Raw genomic sequence first — 22,914 nt, 5'->3', positions numbered from 1 at the left:
ACGAGGACGTTGCCGCCGGCGCGCGGGCAGCTACATGCTGCCCTCGTGCAACGGTCCCAGCGGAGCGGCCGCCCCGATCGGGCGGCCCCGGGAGGCGGCGGGGCCCGGGGGGCAGCCGCGCCGGCGCCACGGCCGGCGCCGGACGGCGAGCCGCGCCCGCACGACGGCGGCGAGCGTCCGGCGGGTAGCGGCGAACGCCAGGCGGGCGGCGGGGGCCAGCAGAAGCTCTTCTCGGCCAGGGAGGTGGCCGGCGACGGGACCGCGACGATCGAGGGCGAGGTCGTCCGGGTCACCTACGAGAGCGAGTCGAGCGGCTTCCGGGTGCTGCGGGTGGAGGTCACGCCCGGCGCCGTGCCCGAGGTCTGGGTCGGCGTGTTCCCGCAGGTCTGTCCCGGCACGCGCGTGCGGGCGACCGGGCGGTACGAGCGGGATCCCCGGCACGGCGAGCAGCTCAAGGTCGAGACGCTGCTGCCGATCGCGCCCGCCACGCTCGACGGGCTCGAGCGCTACCTCGGCTCCGGCATGGTGCCGGGCATCGGCCCCGCCTACGCGAAGCGGATCGTGGAGGCGTTCGGCGCCGAGACGCTGGAGATCCTCGATCGGTCGCCGGAGCGGCTCGCCGAGGTCCCGGGGCTCGGCCAGCGGAGGGCGCAGGCCGTCGCGAAGGCGTGGGCGGCGCAGCGCGCGATCGGGGCCATCATGATCTTCCTCCAGGCGCACGGCGCGTCCCCGGCGCTCGCGAGCCGCATCTACAGGCGGTTCGGCCCCCACGCCATCGACATCGTCTCCCGCTCGCCGTACCGGCTCGCGCTCGACGTGTGGGGCATCGGGTTCAAGACCGCCGACCGGATCGCGCGCTCGATCGGCGTCCGGGCGGACTCGCCGGAGCGGGCGCAGGCGGGCGTGCTGCAGACGCTCGTCGACCTGTCCACCCGCGGGCACACGCTCGCGGAGCGGGCGGAGCTCGCGGCGCTCGCCGCGACGATGCTCGAGCGCGACGCCGCCGAGGTCGACGGCGCGATCGACGCGCTCGCGGCGAGCGGCCACGTGCGCATCGAGGAGCTGTCGACCGGCGAGGTGGCCGTCTACCCGAAGGACCTCCACGAGGCCGAGGTGCGGCTGGCGCGCCGGCTGCGCTCGATGCTGGCGGGCGGCGAGGACGACGCCTCGGACGCGGCCCGCCTCGCGGAGGGCGTCGGCGCGGCGCTCGCCGCCTTCGAGGAGAAGACGAAGGTCTCGCTGGCGCCGGCGCAGCGGGCGGCCGTGGAGCAGGCCGCGCGGAACAAGGTGCTCGTCATCACGGGCGGCCCGGGCGTGGGCAAGACGACCATCGTCCGGGCCATCCTCGCGCTCTTCGATCGCGCCCGGCTGCCGGTCCGGCTCGCCGCGCCCACGGGCCGCGCCGCCAAGCGGATGAGCGAGGCGACCGGGCGCGAGGCCGTCACCCTCCACCGGCTCCTGGAGTTCGATCCGAAGCAACGCAAGTTCGGGCGCCAGCGGGGCCGGCCGATCGAGGCGGCGGCGATCGTGGTCGACGAGGCGTCGATGCTCGACCTCGCGCTGGCCGACGCGCTCCTGCAGGCCACGGCCGACGCCGCGCGGCTCGTGCTGGTCGGCGACGTCGATCAGCTCCCGTCGGTCGGGCCGGGCGCGGTGCTGCGGGACGTGATCGCCTCGGGCGAGGTGCCCACGGTGCGGCTCACGCAGATCTTCCGGCAGGCCGAGGGCAGCCTCATCGTCCGCAACGCGCACCGCATCCACGACGGCGAGCCGCCGGAGGGCGCGCGCGGGCCCGGCGGCGAGTTCTACGTCATCGAGCGGACCGAGGCCGAGGCGGCGGCGGAGCTGATCCTCCACCTCGTCACCGAGCGCATCGCCAAGGGGTTCGGGCTCGATCCGCGGCGGGACGTGCAGGTGCTGACGCCGATGCACAAGGGCGAGGCGGGCGCGATCGCCCTGAACGCGCGGCTCCAGGCGGCGCTCAACCCCGAGGGCCCGAGCGTGACGCGCGGCGCGCGCACGCTGCGGCTCGGCGACAAGGTGATGCAGCTCCGCAACGACTACGACCGCGAGGTGTACAACGGCGACGTCGGGTTCATCGCGGACGTCAACGTGGAGGACCGGAAGCTCCTGGTCCGCTTCGACGATCGCGAGGTCAGCTACGAGGAGGCGGAGCTCGACGAGCTGACGCTCGCCTACGCGACGAGCATCCACAAGAGCCAGGGGAGCGAGTACCCGGCCGTGATCGTGCCGATCCTCACCCAGCACTTCGTCATGCTGTCGAGGAACCTCATCTACACGGCGGTCACGCGCGGCAAGCGGCTCGTTGTGCTCGTCGCGGACCCGCGGGCGGTGTCGCTGGCGCTGGCGGAGACCCGGCGGGAGGACCGTCGCACGCACCTCGCCGAGCGGTTGCGCGGCGCGGCGCCGGCGCACGTCGGGTCCGTGCGCGAGCCCAAGGCGGCCCTCGCCGCCGGCCCGCGACTCGACTAGGACGGCGGCCCGAGAGGGCGAGCGACATGGGCGTCCGAGACAACGACAACGACGACGACAGGCACGATCACGATCCCACGATCGCGCGCGGCGAGGAGGCGCGCGCCGGATCCACGGCCACGGGCACGCAGGGGGCGGCGCGGCTCGCGTGGAGCGCGAGGAGCACGAGGAGCACGGCGAGCGCAACAGGCGGAGCCAGAGCCCGCGCGCTGAGAGCTCCCCCGTTGCCGGGCTGGGCCCACCCTGCTAGCGTTCGCGCCCCCTCTACACGAACGACTGCCCTCATTCCAGCGCGCAGGGTACCGGGGCGAGGCTGGGCGTTTCCTGCCCCTCGGCGCGCGTGGGGGAAAGATCTCGGAGCATCGACGATGACGACCAACGGACAGCAGCAGGCGGGTGGGCTCAACATCACCGGAGGGGCGGCGATCGTCGCGCCCGTGAGCGCGTTTCCGAACGGAGTTCCGGGCAACGCGCTCATCGTCATCCCCATGAACAAGCCGACCGATGAGCTGAAGGGGATGCTCGAGAAGGGCCCCGCGGCCGTGACCCTCGATCAGATGTGGCAGCTCCTCGGCTTCAACGGCCCTGCGGTGCAGGTGCAGGACGAGCAGGGGCGTCCCATCGCGATCGGCCTGGAGGACCTCCTAGCGGGCCTCGAGAAGCACTGGACCGAGCAGCCCGATGACCTGAACCGCGGGCGCATCTACGCGCAGGAGCTCCTCAAGCACAACCGGCTGCAGCGCGCCGAGCAGGTGCTCTCGAAGGTCGTGGCGAAGGGCGGCACGGGCGACGACTGGCTCGCGCTCGGCATCGCGCAGCTCTCCCAGGACAAGCACGACAAGGCCGAGGGGACGCTCAAGGGCGCGCAGAACCTGCTCAAGGACAACCCCTACCCCTCGCTGCACCTGGCGAAGCTGTACCAGGCGCGCAAGGACGACGCGAAGGAGCGCGAGTTCATCGACAAGGCGATCGCGATCGACGCGGGCTGCATCGACGCGTGGGCGTACCTCTTCCAGTACCTGAAGCAGCGCGGCGACGAGGCGAGCGCGATCTCCGAGATGGAGAAGCTCGCGGCCGACAAGAAGACGGCCGCGCCGTACATCGCGATCCAGGGCTTCTTCGCGGGCAACGAGGAGACGCGGGACAAGGCGATCGAGTACGCGAAGAAGGCCGTCGACCTGAACCCGGACGACCCGCTGGCGCTGCTCTGCCTGTCGGCGCTGTACGGGCAGAAGAACGACCTCGAGGCCGTGGTTCGCCTGCTCCAGCCGCACGAGGCGAAGATGAGCCGCGACGTGCGCCTGGCGAACAACTACTTCGAGGCGCTCTTCCAGTCGCGCCAGCTCGAGAAGGTGACGAAGCTGCTGAACGCGCTCGCCGGCTCTCCGAGCAAGGAAGTAAAGCAGTTCGCCATCGAGCGCTCGCGCGCCGTCGCTCAGTACCTGCAGCAGCAGCAGCAGCAGCTCGCCGCGGCAGCCCAGCCGGCGCAGCGCAAGGCCTGACCTCACACGCGGGGCGCGGTGGGCGCAGACGCCGCCCCCGCGCCTGAGCGCATCCTTCCAGCGCTTGCGCTGCGCGCGGGCGCCTCGGAGATCAGTGACCGAACGCGCGGCGGATGGCCTCGGCGATGCCGCCGCCGAGCGAGCCGTCGGCTTCCAGGTGGTCCGTCGCCGCCAGCTTCACGCTCTCGGGTGCCTGCCCCATGGCAAAGGAGCGCCCGGCGACCTCGAACATCGGCACGTCGTTGAGCCAGTCGCCGACGACGACCACGTCCGACGGCGAGCATCCGTGGTGCTCCGCCAGCCACGCGATCGCCGTCCCCTTGGTGGGCCCCGCGGCGCGGACCAGCATCGCGAAGATGCTGGCGCGCGGATCGCGCGCGACGGGGAACGAGGCGACGAAGGCCACGTGACCGAGCTCGGACCGGATCTCCTCGACGGCGGCCGTGATCTGCCGCTCGGTCCCGATCGCCACCAGCGCGAGCAGGCCGTGGTCGTGCTCCCAGTACGGGTGCGACAGGACACGCTCGACCTCGGCGATGGCGCTGGACCAGGTGCGGACGTAGTGGACGTGGGGCACGCCGGACGCGTCGTGGACGATGCTGTCCTGCGCGAACAGGAAGCAGGCCATCGCGTGCCGCTCGATGACCGAGCGCAGGAGGGCCGCGTCGGCGCCGAAGATCGTCCGCGAGTACAGGTGCGCGTCGCCCTCGGTGTGCACGATGTGGCTGCCGTCGACGCACGCGATGGGGCCGATCACGCCGATCTGCCGCGCGACGTCGCGCGTCCCCGAGTACAGGCGCCCGGTCGCGATCGACACCGGGACGCCGGCGGCCTGGAGCCGCCGGATGGCGCGTAGATCTTCGTGATGGATGGAGCCGTCTCGACGGAGGAGCGTTCCATCGACGTCAACGGCGAGGAGCTTGTACGTGGTCACCGCGCTTGGACGGACTGCGAGCGCTGCAGACGCGGCAAAAGGGACACGATGGCCCGGATCCCGAGGATCCGGAGGCCATCTCCGAGGCGAGGATCAGGAAGCCGGGTAGACCGACACCTGCTTCTTGGTATTGGACTTCCACTCGTACTTCACGACGCCATCCACGAGGGCGAAGAGCGTGAAGTCGCGGCCGGTGCCGACGTTCTCGCCGGCATGAATCGACGAGCCGACCTGCCGGACCAGGATGTTGCCCGCACGCACGGGCGCCCCGGCATACACCTTCACCCCGCGGCGCTGCGCGTTCGAATCGCGGCCGTTCCTGGAGGAGCCGCCGCCCTTTTTGTGAGCCATGTCTACTTCTCCTGCTAGGCGGTGATGCCGGTGATCTTGAGCTCGGTGTACGGCTGGCGATGGCCGTTCTTGCGGCGGTAGTTCTTCCGGCGCTTGAACTTGAAGACCACGATCTTCTTGCCGCGGTCCTGCCCGGTAATCTCGGCGGCGACGGAGGCGCCGCTCACGAGGGGCCTGCCGATCTTGGGGGTGTCTCCGCCGACAAGGAGCACCTCGCCGAAGGTGATCTTGTCACCGGCATTGCCGGCGAGCTTCTCGACCCGGAGCTTCTGACCTTCGGCGACCCGATACTGCTTGCCGCCCGTCTTGATGACCGCGTACATGGTGCGTCTTCCTCAACCTGGGGACCGCGAATCCCTCACCTGACGCCGCGTGGTGAACGCCGCGTAACGGCCCACAAGGGGCCCGGTGAGCGAGGGAGCGGCAGTATACGGACCCTGAGCAGCTTGGCAAGTGCTTCGCAGCGTCGGGGCCGGGTTCTTCGCCCGGAGATGGAGATCCCGCTGGATCCGCGGCGCAACGGCCAGGCCGCGGCCACGAGCGGCCACGACCGGCCACGACCGATTGCGCGGTCGCTACCGCTGCGCCTCCCTTCCTTCCACTCTCCCCTCGAGCTCCCGCGTTCCCGTCCCGAGCTCCCGCGTTCACGCCTTGGTGAAGACGAACCTGTCGTCCGACACGTCGACCTGCATGGTCTGGCCGGCCTGGTAGCCGCCGGCCAGGATGGTCTCGGCGAGCGGGTTCTGGAGCTCGCGCAGGATGGCCCGCTTCAGCGGGCGAGCGCCAAGGCTCGGCTCGTAGCCGAGCTCGACGAGCCGGGCCTTGGCGGCGTCCGTGAGCGAGAGGCGGATCTCCTTGTCCGTGAGCAGCCGCTCGAGGCGGCGGAGCTGGATGTCCACGATGCCCCGGAGATCCTCCTTGCTGAGCGCCTTGAAGACCACGATGTCGTCGATGCGGTTCAGGAACTCGGGGCGGAAGAACCCGCGCAGCTCTTCCAGCAACACGTCGCGGATCGCCTCGCGGCCGTCCTCCGTCGACCAGAGCTTCGCGTCGGTCTCGAGCACGCGCTTGGATCCGATGTTCGAGGTCATGATGACGACCGTGTTCGAGAAATCGGCCAGCCGACCCCGGCCGTCCGTGAGCCGGCCGTCGTCCAGGATCTGGAGCAGCAGGTTGAACACGTCCGCGTGCGCCTTCTCGACCTCGTCGAACAGCAGCACGCTGTACGGCCTGCGCCGGGCCGCCTCGGTCAGGAAGCCGCCCTGCTCGCTGTCCGCGTAGCCCGGGGGCGCGCCGATCAGGCGCTGGGCCATGTGGCGCTCCATGAACTCGCTCATGTCCATGCGCGTCAGCGCCTGCTCGTCGTCGAACAGGAACTCCGCGAGCGCCTTCGCGAGCTCCGTCTTGCCCACGCCGCTCGGGCCGAGGAACAGGAACGAGCCGATCGGCTTGCCCGGGTCGCGCAGGCCGACGCGGCCGCGGCGCACCGCCTTCGCGATCGCGCGCACCGCCTCGTCCTGCCCCACCACGCGCAGGGCGAGCCGCTCCTCCATCTTGAGGAGCTTCTCGGCCTCGCCCTCGAGCATCTTGGCCACGGGGATGCCGGTCCACTCGTTGAGCGTGGCGGCCACGTCCGACTCGCTGACGACGTTCGAGGCGGGCGCGATCCCCTCGCGCTGCGCGGCCTCCTCGGCCGCCTGGAGCCGCCGCTTGATCTCCGGGATCGTGACGTGCTCGAGCTCGCCGATCTTGGCGAACACCTTGTCGCGCTGGGCGACCTTCAGGGCCTCCGTCGCGGCGACGAGCTCCCGGCGGATGGACTGGCACGCGGCGATGACGCCGCGACGCGACGCGTTGCGGGCGCGCATCGCCTGCGCCCTGGGCTCGATCTCCGCGAGCTCCGCCTCCAGGCGCGCGCGGGTCTGGACGCTGAGCTTGTCGTCGTCGTCGGCGAGCGCGGCGATCTGCGCGCGCAGCGCGTCGACGCGCCGGGTCAGCGTATCGAGCTCGGCCGGCACCCCGTCGACCTCCACCCGCTTGCGCGCGGACGTCTCGTCGAGCAGGTCCACGGCCGTGTCGGGGAGCGCGCGATCCGAGAGGTACCGCTTCGCCAGCGCGACGGCCGACGCGATGGCGCTCTCGCCCACCCGGACGCGGTGGTGGGACTCGTACTTCGTCGCGATCCCCCGCAGGATCTCCGTCGCCTGATCGATGCTCGGGGCCTCCAGGGTGATGGTCGAGAAGCGCCGGATGATCCCGGGGTCGCGGTCGTTGATCTTGCGCACGCCCTCGGGCGTCGTCGTGGCGACGATCCGGATCTCCCCGCGCGACAGGAGCGGCTTCAGGAGCTCGCCGACGCCCGCGCCCTGCACGCCCTGGCCGAAGAGCGCGTCGAGATCCTCGACCACGAGGATGCTCTCGGCGTCCTGCTCGCCGCGCAGGCGGTCCACGAGGACCTTGAGGCGCTGCTCGATCTCGCCGCGGAGCTTCGCCCCGGCGACGAGCGCGCCGGTGTCGAGCTCGTAGAGGTGGGCGCCGGCCAGGTTCGTCGGCACGTCGCCGTGGGCGATCCGGTCGGCCAGGCCCCGGATGAGGGCGGTCTTGCCCACGCCGGGCTCGCCGACGATGAGCGGGTGGTTCTTGAACCGACGCTCGAGGATCTGCAGCAGGCGGCGCGCCTCGACGTCGCGCCCGATCACCGGGTCGAAGCGCCCCTCCCGGGCGTCGGCCACGAGATCGCGGGTGTAGGGCGCGGGCTGCCCCGGCTCCGCGGCGCTCCCGAGCGCGGGCAGCGGCTCCCGCGAGGCGGCCTCCAGCGCCCCGAGGTGCGGCCGGAACGCCCCCGGGCCGATGCCGAACGAGGAGAGGATCTCCCCCGCGGGCCCCCGGATCTCCTGGGCGAGCGCGTGGAGCAGGTGCTCGATGCCCACGTTCGCGGACTTGTCCCGCGTCGCCTCCCGCTCGGCGCGCCCCAGGAGGTCGAGCAGCCGAGGGCTCACGTACGCCACCCCGCTGCTCGACCTGGGCAGCTTCTTCAACGCGCTCTCGGCGAGCTGGAGCACCTCGTTCGGGTCGGCCCCGGCCCGCCGGAACACCTCCGACACCCCCCGGTCACGCTCGATCAGCCGCGTCAGCAGGTGCAGCGGAGTGACCTCGGTGTGCTGGCGCTCGTCCGCGATCTGCTGGGCGCCGGCGACGACCTGCTTCGCGTCGCTCGTATAGCGATCGAGGTGAATCGTCCCCTCTTTGTCGGCCATGCGCGCAGCCTACCGCACGCCGCGGCCTGCGCGCTTGCATCTTTGGCCGTCCCGATAAAGGAAAGAGGACGGGATTTCCATGCAGGCAGCCGAAGTTATCCTCTACGTCACCGACTACTGCGGATACTGCGCGATGGCGAAGCGCCTCCTGACCCAGAAGCAGGCGCGCTTCACCCAGATCAACGTGGAGGCGCGAGACGACCTCCGCGTCTGGCTGGTCGAGGCGTCCGGGCAGCGGACCGTCCCCCAGATCTTCATCAACGGGAAGAGCATCGGCGGGTTCAGCGAGCTCGCGGCCCTGGACAGGAAGGGCGAGCTCGACGCGCTCCTCGGCGAAGCGCCGAGCGCGGACGCGCCCGCCCTGCCGCGCTGAGGGCAGTCCATGTGCGGTGTGGACAGGCGCCGGCGCGCCCCGAGGGCCCTGGCCGGCGAGGCTGCCCCCTGGCGCGGGTAGGTGATAAGCTCCGGCGCGGGGACGGGGCGCAGCTTTTCTTGATACGGTTCGTCCAATAGGGCCTCCTGGGCTTCCTCCGCCCCCTGAGCCGCCACCGCCATGCCTAGCAGCCCCGACAGCACTGCCGCAGCGCCTCAGCCGGCCGAGGGGTCGCTCGTCGGGAAGCGGGTACAAAAGTACGAGATCGTACGAACGATCGGGCGTGGCGGGATGGGCACGGTCTACGAGGCGATCAACACCGCCATCGGCAAGCGCGTCGCGATGAAGTTCGTCGACGCCGACCTCACGCAGAACAAGGACGCGGTGGCGCGGTTTCACCGCGAGGCCCAGGCGGCGAGCGCGGTCGAGAGCGCGCATATCGTCGAGATCTTCGACTCCGGGTTCGCGGACGACATCCCCTTCCTCGTCATGGAGCTGCTCCGCGGCGAGGATCTCGCCCACCGCATCCGGCGCTGCGGCAGGCTCGACCTGGGCGAGGCGCTCCACGTGATCGCGCAGATCCTCCGCGGTCTGCACCGCGCCCACGAGGCGGGCATCGTCCACCGCGACCTCAAGCCGGACAACATCTTCCTGGTCGACCGCGACGACGACCCGAACTTCGCCAAGATCCTGGACTTCGGCATCTCGAAGGTGCCCCGCGCCAGCGGCATGTCGGCCCACACGTTGACCCGGCAGGGCACGGTGCTCGGAACGCCGTTCTACATGTCGCCCGAGCAGGCGCAGGCGCTGCCGGACGTGGACGGGAGGACCGACCTCTGGGCCGTGGGCGCGATCCTCTACGAGTGCCTGACCGGGCACCCACCCCACAGCGGCAACTCGTACGAGCAGGTGATCGTCAACATCTGCATGAAGGACGCCCAGGACGTGCGGATGAGCAACCCGGCTGTCCCGGAGCCGATCGCGCGCGTCATCGCGAAGGCGCTCGCGCGGGACCGGGACGCGAGGTACTCGTCGGCGCGGGAGCTCCTGGACGCGCTGGTCGCGGCGTCCGGCGGTGCGCTCGCGTCGCGGCGCAGCTCGAGCGACGAGCTCGGGGTGCTGACGACGAGCGCGGCGGGGGCGGCGGGGCAGGTCCTGGCGCAGCGGACGCCGGGCGACCCGGGCATCGGCCTGGATCCGACGCTCGAGGTGCAGGGCAGCGGCTCGAAGGTGGGCTGGTCGAGCAACGGCCGCGCCGGCGCGCGGGGGCCGCGGTGGCGCGCGCTCGTCGCGGTCGCGCTGGTCTCGATGGCCAGCGGGCTCGCCGGCGCGCTCCTCTTCGCGCGCCGCTCGCCGCCGGTCGAGGAGGTCGCGGCCGCGCCTGTGCCTCCCTCCCAGGTCTCGGTCGCGCTCCGGGCGAACGCCGAAGGCGCGCGCTTCCTCGTCGACGGAGTGGACCTGGCCGACCGTACGCTGCGCGGCCGCGAGGGCGAGACCAAGCGGGTGCGGATCGAGGCGTTGGGCTACACGCCGGTGGACAAGGAAGTGACGCTCCAGGCCGGCCAGGAGCTGATCGAGGTGCAGCTCGATCCGCTGCCGCTCGTCGTGACGCCGGCGCCCACGGCCGCCGCGCCCACGGCCGCCGCGCCGACGACGGCCGCGGTCGCGGAGCCGGCGCCTCCTGCGTCCGCCTCGCGCCCCACGGCCGCGCCGGGCGCGCGCAAGGCGACGGCGATCCCCTTCTCGGCGCGCCCGCGGGGGACGGGCACCGGCGCGAAGCCCGCCGCTCCGACCAGGGCCGCCCCGGAGGTCGCGACGCCCAAGCCGGGCGGGGTCGCGGCAGGGCTCCAGCTCAAGGTCGACTGAGGCGCGCTTGGCCCGATCGCACGGATTGCTCCCGCTCGCGCTCTGCGCGGCGATCCTCGGTCTGGTCGTGCAGCTCTCGCCGGCGCACGCGCAGGTCGAGCCGTACCGGCAGCACATGGAGAACGGCATCAAGCTGTTCCAGGACCGGAACTACCGGGCTGCGGTCGTCGAGTTCGAGGCGGCCTACAAGGCGAAGCCGAAGGCCAGCCCGCTGTTCAACATCGCGCTCGCCGAGAAGGCCCTCTTCAACTACCCGAGGGCCATCGCGGCGCTCGAGCGGGCGCTCGCGCACCACCGCGACACGATGGACGAGGGCGACGAGAAGACGGCGCGCAGCGCCATCGAGGAGATGCGTGCGCTGCTCGCCCACGTCACCATCGAGGTCAATCCGCCGACCGCGGCGCTGCTCGTCGACGGGGAGGAGCTGCCCCCCTCGTCGTCGGCGACGCGGGTCGTGGAGCTCGGCCCCGGGGTGCACCGCATCGGCGCGCGAGCCGAGGGGTACACGAGCGCCGAGCAGAGCGTGACCGTGGTGAGCGGCCAGCGCGACCGGAAGGTGAAGCTCACGCTGGCCCCGGACAGGGCCGCCATCCCCCCCGAGCCGACCCCGGTCACGCTGCCGCCCCCGCCTCCTCCGCCGAAGCCGGTGCCCGTGCAGAGCTCCCGGCAGGGATACTACGTGATCGGCGCCGCATCGCTGCTCTGGCCGCTCGCCCATCCGCGGGCGTTCCCGGCGGAACCGAACAGCGGCGGCGCCGGGTCGATCCGGGTAGGCTACCGGGTGAACACGCCCGCGGCGTTCGACGTGATGTTCCAGTACGCGAATATCGCGACCGGAGCGGACGAAGCCGAGTACTCGGACGCCAGCTACACGCTCGGCTCGACGCGCGTCGGGCTCAACGTCCGCCTGATGACCCCCGGGCAGACATGGCGGTTCGTGGGCTCGATCGGGGGCGGCCTCACGTACGACGACGTGAGCTTCGACAACCTCCGGAGGCCGGACGGGTCCGACATCTGCAATGGCGGATGTCAGCACGCCGACGGGGTGAACGCGTTCGTCTTCTCCGAGGTGGGCGTCGAGCTCGACCTCGGCGGCGTGCTCCTCGGCTTCTCGCTCGACAGCTACTTCCAGTCGTCGCGCGGCATCAGCTACAAGCTCGACGAGCACGACCCGAACAGCGACGACATCACGCTCTACTCGTCCGTGTTGCTGCAGCTCGGAGGCAGCCTGCACGCCGGGTATGCGTTCTGGTGACCGGCCGCGCCGGGCCTGAGCGCTCGATCGCTCCCTTCTTGTTCCGCGGCGTGGCGGATGTATTCTCGCTCGCCCTCACGATGAGTCGGGGACGGTCGGGGCTCGGCTTCGCCGGCCCCTCAAGGGGTGACCATGTCGCAGGATGCCATCACGTCATTGCTGAAGGAGACGCGCCGGTTCGCGCCGTCGGCCGATTTCTCACGTCGCGCGCGCGTCGGGTCGCGGGAGGCTTACGAGGCGCTCTACCGCGAGAGCATCGAGCAGCCGGACGCGTTCTGGCGCCGGGAGACGAGCGATCTCGTGTTCCGCACGCCATGGACCACGACCAGCGACTGGTCCCTGCCGCACGTCCAGTGGTTCATGGGCGCCACGCTCAACGTCACCGAGAGCTGCCTCGACCGACACCTGACGACGGCCACCAAGAACAAGGCCGCCATCCTCTGGGAGGGCGAGCACGGCGAGACGCGCACGCTGACCTACGCCCAGCTCCACCGCGAGACGCTGCGGCTCGCCAACGCGCTGAAGCGGCTCGGCATCGAGAAGGGCGACCGGGTCGCGATCTACATGGGCATGGTCCCCGAGGTCGCCGTCGCGATGCTCGCCTGCGCGCGCCTCGGCGCGGTGCACACGGTGGTCTTCGGCGGCTTCGCCGCGGACGCGCTCCGCGACCGCATCCACGACAGCCAGGCCAAGCTCGTCATCACGCAGGACGGCGCCTACCGGCGCGGGCAGATCGTGCCGCTGAAGGCGACCGTCGACAGGGCGCTCGCGCAGCCCCAGGCGAAGAGCGCGACGCGCGTCATCGTGTACCAGCACATCGGCGCCGAGCGCTGCGAGGTGCAGATGACGCCTGGCCGCGACGTCTTCTGGCACGATCTGCTCGCCGAGGCCGCGGCCTCCTGCGAGCCGACCATCGTCGACGCCGAGCACCCGCTGTTCATCCTCTACACGAGCGGCTCGACCGGGAAGCCGAAGGGCGTGCTCCACACGACCGCCGGCTTCCTGGCCGGCGTGCACGTCACGACGAAGTACGTCTTCGACCTGCGCGACGACGACGTCTACTGGTGCACCGCGGACGTCGGCTGGGTGACGGGGCACAGCTACATCGTGTACGGCCCGCTCTCGTGCGGCGCGACGTGCCTCATGTACGAGGGGGCGCCCAACTTCCCCGACTGGGGCCGCTTCTGGAGGCTCATCGAGCGGCACGGGGTGACGATCCTCTACACCGCCCCCACCGCGATCCGCGCCTTCATGCGGCAGGGCGACGAGTGGCCCGCGAAGAGCGATCTGTCGAGCCTCAGGCTGCTCGGCTCGGTCGGCGAGCCGATCAACCCGGAGGCGTGGATCTGGTACCACCGGACCATCGGCGGCGGCCGCTGCCCGATCGTGGACACCTGGTGGCAGACGGAGACGGGGGCGATCATGATGACCACGCTCCCCGGCGCGGTGCCCTCGAAGCCGGGGTCGACGGGGCTGCCGATCTTCGGGGTCGTGCCCGAGGTCGTGACGAAGGACGGCAAGCCGGTCGCCCCGGGAGAGGGCGGGCTGCTCGTGCTGAAGAAGCCGTGGCCGTCGATGCTGCGCACGGTCTGGGGTGACGACGAGCGCTTCCGCAAGCAGTACTTCAGCGACGTCCCGGGCTGCTACTTCACCGGCGACGGCGCTCGCCGCGACGAGGACGGCTACTACTGGGTCGTCGGCCGGATCGACGACGTGCTGAACGTGGCCGGGCACCGCATCGGGACCGCCGAGATCGAGAGCGCGCTCGTCTCCCACCCCGCCGTCGCGGAGGCGGCCGCGGTGGGCCGCCCGGACGACCTCAAGGGGCAGGCGCTCGTGGTCTTCGTCTCGCTCCGGCCCGGCTTCACGGCCGGATCGGAGCTCCAGGCGAAGCTCGCGGAGCACGTCGCCAAGGAGATCGGCAAGTTCGCGCGCCCCGACGCCATCCGCTTCGCGGACGCCCTGCCGAAGACGCGCAGCGGCAAGATCATGCGCCGGCTGCTGAAGGACGTCGCCGCGGGCCGCGAGCTCAGCGGCGACACCTCGACGCTGGAGGACTTCACCGTCATGGCGAAGCTGCGGCAGCAGGAAGACGAGTGAGCCCCGTGGCGCCGCCGGGGCCCGCGCGCCCCGGCGGCCGGCGCGACGGTCCCTGCGCGCGCCGACCTGGAGAGGCCCCACGGAAGCGAGCTCCACCACGATAACGCCCCATGGTGCCGCGCCCCCGTCGTTCGCGGCGTGGGAGGGGATCACCGCGGCCGATGGCCGCGCCGCGTCGTTCGCGCCGGAGAATTTGATCCCCCCCATCCGCGCGGGGAATAATGTCTGTGAGGCGCTTTTGGAGCTCGAAGCTGGAACCGTCGTTGCGCACCGCTATCGCATCCTCCGCCAGCTCGGCCGCGGCGGCATGGGGGAGGTGTTCGCGGCGGAGAACGTCCGCACCGGCCGCCAGGTGGCCATCAAGCTCCTGCGCTCCGACTCGAAGGCCAAGTCCTCGGCGGTCGAGCGGTTCCGGCGCGAGGCGCGCGCCGCGGGGTCCATCAACAGCGACCACGTCACCGAGATCCTCGACGTCGAGGAGGACGCCGAGCACGGCATCGTGCTCGTGTTCGAGCTGCTCGAAGGCGAGTCGCTGATCGACCGCCTGAAGCGGACCGGACCGATCGGGTTCGACGAGCTGCACCCGATCATCGAGCAGGTCTGGATGGGCCTCGCCGACGCGCACCGCGCCGGGATCATCCACCGCGATCTGAAGCCATCGAACGTGTTCCTCGAGCGGCGCCCCGACGGGACCACGCGGGTCAAGATCCTCGACTTCGGCATCTCCAAGCTGCCGAAGGAGATGGGCGCGGAGACCCTGACCGAGATGGGCCAGAGCCTGGGCACGTTCTCGTTCATGCCGCCCGAGCAGATCGGAAAGGCGAAGACCGTCGACCACCGCGCGGACATCTACGCCTGCACCACGATGATCTACCAGTCGATGAGCGGCCAGCTGCCCTACCAGGCGCGCAACCTCCTCGTCATGGTCGAGATGAAGCAGAAGGCCGACGCGCGAACGCTCGCCGAGGCGCTCGACGGGCCGGTCGATCCGCGGCTCGAGGCGTTCCTCGCGAAGGGGTTGGCGCGCGATCCGGGAGACCGCTTCCAGAGCGCGCTCGAGGGGCTCGAGGCGTGGAGGGCGCTGCGCCCGGCGAGCGCCTCCAGCCATCCTGCCGCCGTCCGGTCGTCGACGGTGCGCCCCTCCGCGCTGCCCGTGAGCAGCGCGCCGGGTCACCCGGCCGGCGCGGCCGGCCACCTCCACACGGCCGCGGAGCCGCCGCAGGTGCCGCTCGAGGACCCGGGCCAACCCCGCGGGGCCAGCGGCTACCCGGCGTTGCCGCAGGTGCCGTGGACCGGTCCGAACGGCACCATGGTGCTGAGCAACCCGGCCGGCGAGCTCGCCCCTCCGCTCGCGCCGCCCGTCAGGGCGTCGCAGGAGCTCCCGGACTTCTCCGCGGACAGCTCCAGCGGGGCGACGAGCCAGGGTCCGACGCTCGTCTACCGCCCGACGCGGCCCACCACGGGCACGATGCCGGGCACGGGGGCGATCCACGAAGCGCCCACGGCGGCCGACGTGCCGGCGCCGATCGAGCAGCATCCTGCCGGGCGTCCGCCCGCGCGGACGCTTCGAACGGTCGTCTATGTGCTGGCGGCGCTCCTGTTCGCGGTGGTGGGCTTCCTCCTCATGGGGATCGCGCTCGAATACCTGGACGCGCAGGGGTGGCCCGCGCGCTGAGCTGCGCTCCTGCCCTGGACGCGCAGGGGTGGCCCGCGCGCTGAGCTGCGCTCCTTGCTCTGCCCTCGCCGCGGCCTCCGCGGGTCAAAGGGCCGCGTGCTCCTCCGCGGCGCGGCCCTGGGCCGGCGCGCCCCCGGCGGGCAGCGTGATCCGGAACCGCGTGCCTCCCGCCTCGCGCGCCTCGCACGAGATCGTGCCGCCGTGCGCCTCGATGATGTCCCGCGTCACCGCGAGCCCGAGCCCCGTGCCGCGCTGCTTGGTCGTGAAGAAGGGGTCGAAGATCGACGCCCGCAGCTCCTCCGGCACGCCCGGGCCCGTATCGTCGACCGTGATGGTCGCGGCGCCGCTCGAGAAGCTCACGGTCACCACGATCTCGCCGCCCTTCGGCATCGCCTCGCGCGCGTTGCGGAGCAGGTTCAGCAGCGCCTGACGGAGCTGCGACTCGTCGAGGAGGATCTCGGGCCCCTCCGCCTCCACCTCGACGCGGACCGCCACGCCGGCGCGATCGAGCTCGGGCCGCACGAACGCGACGAGCTCCTGCACCAGGTCGTCCACGCGCTCCGGCTCCAGCCGGGGCCGGGGGCGACGCGCCACGCTGAGGTACTGCTCCGCGATGCGCGACAGGCGATCGACCTCGGCGCGGATGGCGGTGACGAGCTGCGCCGACTCCTTCATCACGGGCCTGAGCTCCGCGTCGGGGGTGTCCGCGGCCGTGGCGCGCGCCACCTCCTCCTCGAGCAGCTCGAGGTTCAGCCCGATCGACGACAGCGGGTTCCTGATCTCGTGCGTTACGTGCGCCGCCATCTTCCCGATCGTCGCCAGCCGCTCGGCGTTCACGAGCTCGGCGCGCGCGCGGCGGATCGCGGCGACCATGTCCTCGAACGTGGTCGCGAGCTCGCCGATCTCGTCGTTCGTCGCGAGCACCTGCTTCGGGGTGAGATCGCCGCGGGCGACCGCGTTGGCCCGCTCGGTGACCGCGGTGAGCGGGGCGAGCACGCGCCGCGCGTACAGCGACATCATCACGCCGACGAGCAGCGTCAGCACGCCCAGCCCCACGAGCAGGTGCATCGAGCGCTCCTCTCGCCGCCGCGCCTCGGTGGTGAGGCTCTCCATCCGCTCCTCGACGCGGCTCTTGATCGCCCGCAGCCGCTGCGCGCCCTCGACCTCGCGCTTGACCATCTCGTCGCGCGTGCGCTCGGCGAGCTCGCGGTTCCCGACGGCGAGCGCCTGGAAGAGCTGAGAGAACCGCTCCGGGTTGGCCCCCACGAGCCGTTCGATGGCCGTCACCTCCGCCACGACCTCCTCGCTGAAGCGACGCACGCCCGACGAGATCGCCGCCTGTCCGACGCCGGCCTCGCCGCCGGCCGCCCTCTCGTCGGCCCCGGCGAGCGCCCGGGCGGCGTCCTTGACGAGCGAGAAGGCGAGCGGCCGGGTCCTGCGGGCGGTCTCGAGCCACTCCCGCACGTCACCCGGGTTCTTGGCGGCGGTGATGTGGTTGAGCTGGGCGTTGAAGACGTTCTGCTCGGCCAGGACCTCGCCGATGCGCAGCAGCAGCGGGACGTACCCCGCGCGCAGGAGCTGGGCGTCGCGGGACGCGGCCCGTAGCGCCTGCACGCTCCAGCCGACGGTCAGCGCGAAGGCGGCGAGCACCACGAGGTAGCTCGCGAGGAGCCGCCCGGCGACGGTGCGCCGCTTCTGCGGCGCGCGCCCCGCCGCCGGGCCCGCGGCGCCGCCGCGCGCGTCGTCCACGGCAGGCGGCGGCGTGCTCATCGCGGCGCGACGGCCCGGGCGACGAGGCTCGCGAGGTCCTCCGCCGGCTCGCCCCGCGTCCTGAACCGCCGGAGGCTCTGCGCGCAGTGGGTCACGAGGAGCCCGCCGCCGAGCGCCCGGTGCTCCGCGATCCGGCCGTCGGCGATGGCGGCGGACGAGGCGGGGCGCGTGGCAGGCACGAGGCCGCCGCCGCCGCTGCAGTCCGCGTGCTCTCGGCGATGGATGAACTCCTCAGGCGGCCGCCCCGTGATGCGGGCGAGGATCTCCCGCGGCGCGTCGTAGCGATCGAGGCCGCGGCCGAGCTGGCACGGGTCGTGGTAGCGCACCCGCCGCTCCGACGTCGACCGCTGCAGCCGATCCAGCGAGGCCCGCGCGAGATCGACGAACAGCTCCGGCGCCTCCACGCTGACGCCGACGCGCGCGTACTCGACGCGCACGGCGCGCGCGCACCCGGGGTCGACCGCGACGAAGCGCCCGCCGTCCGCGACCTCGGCGGCGAGCCGCCGCGCCGCGGCCTCGAAGCCCGGCCGATCGCCCGCGTAGAGCAGCGGCAACCCGCAGCAGGCGCGCACCGGGCGGACGGGGGCACCGGCGAGCGCCTCGGTGGCATCGAGCGCGTCGCGGGCGACGTCCGGCGCGTGGCGAACGTACCCGCAGCCGATCAGCACGCGGACCGCGGCAGGCTCCGCCGCGCGGGAGAGCGCGTCGAGCGCGCCGCGGAGCTCCTCCTCGCGGGCCGCGAAGCGCGCCGAGACGCGCTGGGCCGGCTCCGGCGCGAGGCCGCGCGCGAAGAACTCGGCCCGCGCGTCGGTCAGCACCGTGGCCACCTCGTTCTTGTGATCGCAGCGCTCGCGGCAGGCGTAGCAAGCGGAGCACGCCCAGGCGGGATCCGCGTGGCGCGCGTCGAGCGGCACGTCGCCGCGCGCGGCGAAGTACGCCATCGACATCTTCCCCCAGGGCGTGACCGTCTCGTTCGTCTCGGCGTTCGACACGGGGCACGCGGCCCGGGAGAGCTTGGGGCAATAGACGCACTTCTCGAGCGACGTCCGGTGCGGCTCGAGGAGCTTCAGATGGAGCTGGGACACCGGTTCGAGTCTCTTCATGGGATGCGCCTCGCGCAAGCGGCGGAGGGCGCGCTAGGCGTCCGATCCGCTGCTCGAGCGTCTACCTCGCTCGCCCGCTGGGGGGGCCGAGCTCGCCGTCCGGCGGCGGGGGCCGCCTTCGTGGACCACCGGCGCGGCCCCCGCGGCCGGCCTGACGACCGCGTGGCCGTCCGTCGAGGCCAGCCGGGGCGGCGCCTCCGCCTCCCCCGCGGGGGGCGCGGACCGCGACGGCGCGCTCTCCTGGGGCAAGCGGATCGTGAACTTCGCGCCCTTGTCGGACGACTCGACGTGGATGGTCCCGGCGTGCTCGTCGACGATCTTCTTCACGATGGCGAGCCCGAGCCCGGTGCCGCCGCGCTTGCCCGAGGTGACGAACGACTGGAAGAGGCGGCCCTGGACGTCCTTCGGGATCCCCTTGCCCGTGTCGGCGACGCTGACCACGAGGTCGCCGCCGTCGCGGTAGGTGCGGATCGTCACCGTGCCCGCGCCCGGGCGCATCGCCTCGACCGCGTTGCGGACCAGGTTGTGCAGGAGCCGCGTCATCTTCGCCTCGTCGAAGCGCGCCGTCCCTCGATCCTCGAGCTCCATGCGGAGCGTCACGCCGGTGCCGGCGAGCTCGTGCTCCAGCTGCTTCTCCATATCGCCGAAGAACTTGGACAGGTACACCTTGCGCACGAGGATGCTCCGCTCGCCGCGCGCGAACTCGAGCACCTCGCGCTGCATCGCGCTGATCACGTCGAACTGCTTGAGGATGAGCCGCGCGTGCTCCTCGCGCGTCGCCCCGTCGGGCGCGCTCGCCATGAGCTGGACGTAGCCGCTGATCACGGTGAGCGGCGTGCGCATGTCGTGCATCACCCCCGAGAGCAGGCGCCCGATCGTGGTGAGCCGCTCGCTCTGCTCCCGCTCGAGGCGCGACCGGAACAGCCGCAGCGCGGTCGACGCGTTCGCCGAGATGAGCCGCAGCAGCGCGCGATCGTCCTTCGAGAAGCCGTGCGGCTTCCTGGAGTTGTAGAGCGCCATGGCCCCGATCGGCACGGCGTCCTCGCCCTCCAGCGGCACGGCGATCGCCGACGTCAGCTCCGTGCCGAGCAGGTGGGCGAGCCGGGTCGGCCCCTCCATGTCGCCGCGCTCGTCGTCGGCGCCCTGGCCCTGCGAGAAGCACACGGCCTCGTCGTGCACCATCGCGCGCCCGATGACCCCCTCGCCGCGGCGCATGGCGATGCGCATGACCTCTGGCCGCGGGGGGACCCCGTCCACGACGCCCTCGATCTCGGCGCTCGCGGCGGACGCTCGCGCGGACGGGCTGCCCGCCTCGAACGCCGCCAGGTCGAAGAAGTAGAGGAACAGCCCGCCCTCGATCTCGTCGACGAGCATCCCGCCCGCGCGCGCCTCGCACGCCCGGCCGGCCTCGGTGATGACCGCGCGCGCGAGGTCCTCCATCGTCGTCGCGCGGCCCATCGCGCTCTCGAGCTCGAAGAGCAGCTTGAGGTCGCTCACGCGATGCTCGAGCTGCTCCTTCGTCTCCACGAGCTGCGTGTTCTTCTGGATGACCGAGAGGAACAGCCGCGAGTTGTCGATCGAGACGGCGGCCTGGGTCGCCAGGGCGCTGAGGAGCTCCTCGTCGTGGACCGAGAACTCCCCGTCCCCGTGCTTGTTCAGGACCTGGATGACCCCGATGGTCCGGCCGACGTGGTTCTTCATCGGCGCGGCGAGGATCGAGCGCGTGCGGTACCCGGTCACCTCGTCCCACTCGCGCTGGAACCGGCGATCCCGGTAGGCGTCCTTCACGCGCACCGTGCGCCCGACCTTGGCGACGTGGCCGGCGATGCCGGCGCCGACAGGCAGCTCGATCGCGCGCGCCTCCTCCCCGATGACGATCCGGGAGAACAGCCGCTGGCGCTGCTCGTCGAGCAGGTACAGGGTGGCCCTGTCGGCGTCGAGTAGCTCCGTGATCTTGTTCAGGATGAGCGCGAGGAGCTGGTCGAGATCCAGGGTGCTGCCGAGCGCGAGCCCGACGTCCCGGAGCGCCTGCACGGTCTTGTCAGCCTGGGCAAGGCGCGCCTCCAGCTCCGCTATCCGAGCCTGCAGCGACTTCGTGCGTTGTTCCGCCTTCGCGGTCACCAGAGGACGCTAACACGACTTCGCCCGAAGGAGCGCGCGCCGCGGTCCCCTCCACGCCCCGCTCCGCCGGCGGAGAGCGCTCCCTATCCACGCCCCGCTCCGCCGGCGGAGAGCGCTCCCTACAGCCGCGCCGGGAGCGCCCCTAGGAGCCAGCGCTACTGGTTCATGCTCTCGAGGAATTCCTGATTCGTTTCGGTGCGGCTCACCTTGTCCAGGAGGAATTCCATCGAGTCGATGACGTTGAGGGGGTGCAGGAGCTGACGGAGCAGCCACACGCGCTGGAGGATCCACTCGGGGAGGAGCAGCTCCTCCTTGCGGGTCGCGCTCTTGTTGATGTCGAGGCAGGGGAAGATCCGCTTCTCCATCAGCTTGCGATCGAGGTGGATCTCGCTGTTGCCGGTCCCCTTGAACTCCTCGAAGATGACCTCGTCCATGCGCGAGCCCGTGTCGACGAGCGCGGTCGCGACGATGGTCAGCGAGCCGCCCTCCTCCACGTTGCGCGCGGCGCCGAAGAACCGCTTCGGCTTGTGCAGCGCGTTCGAGTCGACGCCGCCGGAGAGGATCTTGCCGCTCGGCGGGACGACGGTGTTGTAGGCGCGCGCCAGGCGGGTGATCGAGTCGAGCAGGATGACGACGTCGTGCTTGTGCTCGACGAGGCGCTTGGCTTTCTCGATCACCATCTCGGCGACCTGGACGTGCCGCGTCGGCGGCTCGTCGAAGGTCGAGCTGATCACCTCGCCCTTCACGGTCCGCTGCATGTCGGTCACCTCTTCCGGGCGCTCGTCGATGAGCAGCACGATCAGCGTCGTGTCCGGGTGGTTCGAGGAGATCGCGTTCGCGATCTGCTGGAGCAGCACCGTCTTGCCGGCGCGAGGCGGCGAGACGATGAGGCAGCGCTGCCCCTTACCGATGGGGCAGAGCATGTCGATGATGCGCGTCGAGAAGCTCTTCGTCCCGTTCTCGATGTTGAACTTCTGCTGCGGGTAGAGCGGCGTCAGGTTGTCGAACAGGATCTTGTCGCGGGCGACCTCGGGGGGCTCGCCGTTGATCTTGTCGACCTTGAGCAGCGCGAAGTACGCCTCGCGCTCCTTGGGCGGCCGGATCGAGCCGCTGACGCTGTCGCCGGTGCGGAGGTTGAAGCGCCGGATCTGCGAGGGCGAGACGTAGATGTCGTCCGGGCCCGGCAGGTAGTTGTAGTCCGGCGCCCGCAGGAAGCCGAAGCCGTCCGGCAGGCATTCGAGGACGCCCTCGCCGTACACCGGCTGGTCCTGCGCCGCGTGGGCCTGCAAGAGCGCGAAGATGACCTCCTGCTTGCGCAGCCCGGCAGCGCCCTCGATGTTGAGCCCCTTCGCCATCTGCACGAGCTCGGCCATCGGTTTCTGCTTCAGTTCCCTGAGGTGCATGAGTCGGAAAGCTCCAGGATGCGACAGCGCGCGCCCGTCAAGGGACGTGGAGGCCGTCGGTCGATGGTTTCTGGTTGGGGGGGTCTAGCGGGTCGAGCCCGAGGCGGGGCCGAGCATGCCGTCGATGCCGGCGGGTCGCCAGGGGGAAGAGGGCTCGCCACGCGGGCGGCGCCCCTCACGTTCATGTCGCTCGATCGGCGGGCAGCGCTTGCCGATCGGGCGGCGACTGTATCAAGCGCGTTTGCTCTGTCAATGCGCGCCGGGAGGCACGGGCGCGCCGCCCGGTACCTTTCGTGCCGCGGGACGGCAGGGGCGAACCGCTGATAACACGCTCGGGCGCTGCCTGAAGTTGCCTCCCTCCGGATGCGCGGCTAAGTCAAGCTGGTTCCATGGGGCTCAAACAGGTTCAACTGTTCGTCCGCGGTCGCGTCCAGGGCGTCTTTTTCCGTGCCTCCACACAGCGCGAGGCGAAGCGGCTCGGCCTCACCGGTTGGGTGAAGAACCGCGCCGATGGCAGCGTCGAGGTCCTCGCCGAGGGGGAGGAGGACGAGCTCAAGGAGCTCATCGCCTGGGCCAACAGGGGCCCGAGCGCGGCGCGCGTCGAGCGCGTCGACGTCCGGTGGCGGGGCTTCTCTGGCGATTTCTTCGACTTCCGCATCACGGATTGAGGGGCTTGGCACGCGTTCCGTCCGAACCGAGGGGCGCCGGCGC

The 22,914-nt window shown here is 71.7% G+C and carries 16 protein-coding genes; 8 read left to right on the top strand and 8 right to left on the bottom strand.

Annotated elements, in window-relative coordinates; all coding sequences use genetic code 11:
- Positions 1-45 precede the first annotated feature (45 nt).
- Complete coding sequence (gene recD2, locus WMF31_RS01810) at positions 46-2,493, top strand: SF1B family DNA helicase RecD2 (protein ID WP_436600284.1); 2,448 nt, start codon at positions 46-48, stop codon at positions 2,491-2,493.
- Positions 2,494-2,861: 368 nt separating this feature from the next.
- Complete coding sequence (locus WMF31_RS01805; protein ID WP_436600283.1) at positions 2,862-3,995, top strand: tetratricopeptide repeat protein; 1,134 nt, start codon at positions 2,862-2,864, stop codon at positions 3,993-3,995.
- 91 nt (positions 3,996-4,086) lie between these two features.
- Here the strand turns inward: WMF31_RS01805 and WMF31_RS01800 are convergent, their stop codons facing one another.
- The 4 genes from WMF31_RS01800 to WMF31_RS01785 form a co-directional block, all read right to left on the bottom strand.
- Positions 4,087-4,929 carry an HAD hydrolase family protein gene (locus WMF31_RS01800; RefSeq protein WP_436600282.1) on the bottom strand — a complete coding sequence of 281 codons (843 nt, stop codon included), beginning with the start codon at positions 4,927-4,929 and terminating at the stop codon, positions 4,087-4,089.
- A 93-nt stretch (positions 4,930-5,022) separates the two neighbouring features.
- Positions 5,023-5,280 (bottom strand): 50S ribosomal protein L27, encoded by a 258-nt coding sequence (gene rpmA, locus WMF31_RS01795; protein WP_129354228.1) that lies wholly within the window; start codon positions 5,278-5,280, stop codon positions 5,023-5,025.
- Positions 5,281-5,294: 14 nt separating this feature from the next.
- The gene (rplU, locus tag WMF31_RS01790; protein WP_436600281.1) at positions 5,295-5,603 is read right to left on the bottom strand and encodes a 50S ribosomal protein L21; all 309 of its coding nucleotides are present in this window, start codon (positions 5,601-5,603) and stop codon (positions 5,295-5,297) included.
- A 321-nt stretch (positions 5,604-5,924) separates the two neighbouring features.
- Positions 5,925-8,537 carry an ATP-dependent Clp protease ATP-binding subunit gene (locus WMF31_RS01785; protein ID WP_436600280.1) on the bottom strand — a complete coding sequence of 871 codons (2,613 nt, stop codon included), beginning with the start codon at positions 8,535-8,537 and terminating at the stop codon, positions 5,925-5,927.
- 79 nt (positions 8,538-8,616) lie between these two features.
- Here WMF31_RS01785 and grxC point away from each other — a divergent pair, with 79 nt between their 5' ends.
- The 5 genes from grxC to WMF31_RS01760 all read left to right on the top strand — a co-directional run bounded on the left by grxC (position 8,617) and on the right by WMF31_RS01760 (position 15,806).
- Positions 8,617-8,910, top strand: coding sequence for a glutaredoxin 3 (gene grxC / locus WMF31_RS01780; RefSeq protein WP_436600279.1), 294 nt, complete (start codon positions 8,617-8,619; stop codon positions 8,908-8,910).
- A 180-nt stretch (positions 8,911-9,090) separates the two neighbouring features.
- Positions 9,091-10,776: a serine/threonine-protein kinase gene (locus WMF31_RS01775; RefSeq protein WP_436600278.1), complete on the top strand. Its 1,686-nt coding sequence runs from the start codon at positions 9,091-9,093 to the stop codon at positions 10,774-10,776.
- A gap of 7 nt (positions 10,777-10,783) precedes the next feature.
- On the top strand, positions 10,784-12,031 hold the full coding sequence (locus tag WMF31_RS01770; protein ID WP_436600277.1) for a hypothetical protein: 1,248 nt from the start codon (positions 10,784-10,786) through the stop codon (positions 12,029-12,031).
- Positions 12,032-12,163: 132 nt separating this feature from the next.
- On the top strand, positions 12,164-14,131 hold the full coding sequence (gene acs / locus WMF31_RS01765) for an acetate--CoA ligase (protein WP_436600276.1): 1,968 nt from the start codon (positions 12,164-12,166) through the stop codon (positions 14,129-14,131).
- A gap of 238 nt (positions 14,132-14,369) precedes the next feature.
- Positions 14,370-15,806 carry a serine/threonine protein kinase gene (locus WMF31_RS01760; RefSeq protein WP_436600275.1) on the top strand — a complete coding sequence of 479 codons (1,437 nt, stop codon included), beginning with the start codon at positions 14,370-14,372 and terminating at the stop codon, positions 15,804-15,806.
- 84 nt (positions 15,807-15,890) lie between these two features.
- Here the strand turns inward: WMF31_RS01760 and WMF31_RS01755 are convergent, their stop codons facing one another.
- The 4 genes from WMF31_RS01755 to rho all read right to left on the bottom strand — a co-directional run bounded on the left by WMF31_RS01755 (position 15,891) and on the right by rho (position 22,203).
- Positions 15,891-17,576: an ATP-binding protein gene (locus WMF31_RS01755; RefSeq protein WP_436600274.1), complete on the bottom strand. Its 1,686-nt coding sequence runs from the start codon at positions 17,574-17,576 to the stop codon at positions 15,891-15,893.
- A complete protein-coding gene (locus WMF31_RS01750; protein ID WP_436600273.1) occupies positions 17,573-18,679 on the bottom strand; it encodes a (Fe-S)-binding protein in 1,107 nt (368 codons plus the stop codon). The genes WMF31_RS01755 and WMF31_RS01750 overlap by 4 nt, the downstream gene beginning before the upstream one ends.
- A 33-nt stretch (positions 18,680-18,712) precedes the next feature.
- Positions 18,713-20,800, bottom strand: a complete 2,088-nt coding sequence (locus WMF31_RS01745; RefSeq protein WP_436600272.1) for a GAF domain-containing protein — start codon at positions 20,798-20,800, stop codon at positions 18,713-18,715.
- 155 nt (positions 20,801-20,955) lie between these two features.
- Positions 20,956-22,203: a transcription termination factor Rho gene (gene rho / locus WMF31_RS01740; RefSeq protein WP_044986941.1), complete on the bottom strand. Its 1,248-nt coding sequence runs from the start codon at positions 22,201-22,203 to the stop codon at positions 20,956-20,958.
- A 389-nt stretch (positions 22,204-22,592) separates the two neighbouring features.
- Here rho and yccX point away from each other — a divergent pair, with 389 nt between their 5' ends.
- Complete coding sequence (gene yccX, locus WMF31_RS01735) at positions 22,593-22,871, top strand: acylphosphatase (protein WP_061609615.1); 279 nt, start codon at positions 22,593-22,595, stop codon at positions 22,869-22,871.
- Positions 22,872-22,914: the final 43 nt, after the last annotated feature.

The organism is Sorangium sp. So ce1036, assembly GCF_051369805.1.
GTDB classification, from domain to species: domain Bacteria; phylum Myxococcota_A; class Polyangia; order Polyangiales; family Polyangiaceae; genus Sorangium; species Sorangium cellulosum_F.
The sequence above is the reverse complement of the archived record's forward strand: the minus strand, read 5'-3'. Positions and strand labels throughout refer to the sequence as shown.

What these genes read in the sequence shown, in the direction of transcription:
- WMF31_RS01805 (WP_436600283.1), top strand. Translation starts at nt 2,862, where the DNA reads ATGACGACCAACGGACAGCAGCAGGCGGGTGGGCTCAACATCACCGGA.
- rpmA (WP_129354228.1), bottom strand. Translation starts at nt 5,280, where the DNA reads ATGGCTCACAAAAAGGGCGGCGGCTCCTCCAGGAACGGCCGCGATTCG.
- rplU (WP_436600281.1), bottom strand. Translation starts at nt 5,603, where the DNA reads ATGTACGCGGTCATCAAGACGGGCGGCAAGCAGTATCGGGTCGCCGAA.
- WMF31_RS01785 (WP_436600280.1), bottom strand. Translation starts at nt 8,537, where the DNA reads ATGGCCGACAAAGAGGGGACGATTCACCTCGATCGCTATACGAGCGAC.
- grxC (WP_436600279.1), top strand. Translation starts at nt 8,617, where the DNA reads ATGCAGGCAGCCGAAGTTATCCTCTACGTCACCGACTACTGCGGATAC.
- WMF31_RS01775 (WP_436600278.1), top strand. Translation starts at nt 9,091, where the DNA reads ATGCCTAGCAGCCCCGACAGCACTGCCGCAGCGCCTCAGCCGGCCGAG.
- acs (WP_436600276.1), top strand. Translation starts at nt 12,164, where the DNA reads ATGTCGCAGGATGCCATCACGTCATTGCTGAAGGAGACGCGCCGGTTC.
- WMF31_RS01755 (WP_436600274.1), bottom strand. Translation starts at nt 17,576, where the DNA reads ATGAGCACGCCGCCGCCTGCCGTGGACGACGCGCGCGGCGGCGCCGCG.
- WMF31_RS01750 (WP_436600273.1), bottom strand. Translation starts at nt 18,679, where the DNA reads ATGAAGAGACTCGAACCGGTGTCCCAGCTCCATCTGAAGCTCCTCGAG.
- rho (WP_044986941.1), bottom strand. Translation starts at nt 22,203, where the DNA reads ATGCACCTCAGGGAACTGAAGCAGAAACCGATGGCCGAGCTCGTGCAG.
- yccX (WP_061609615.1), top strand. Translation starts at nt 22,593, where the DNA reads ATGGGGCTCAAACAGGTTCAACTGTTCGTCCGCGGTCGCGTCCAGGGC.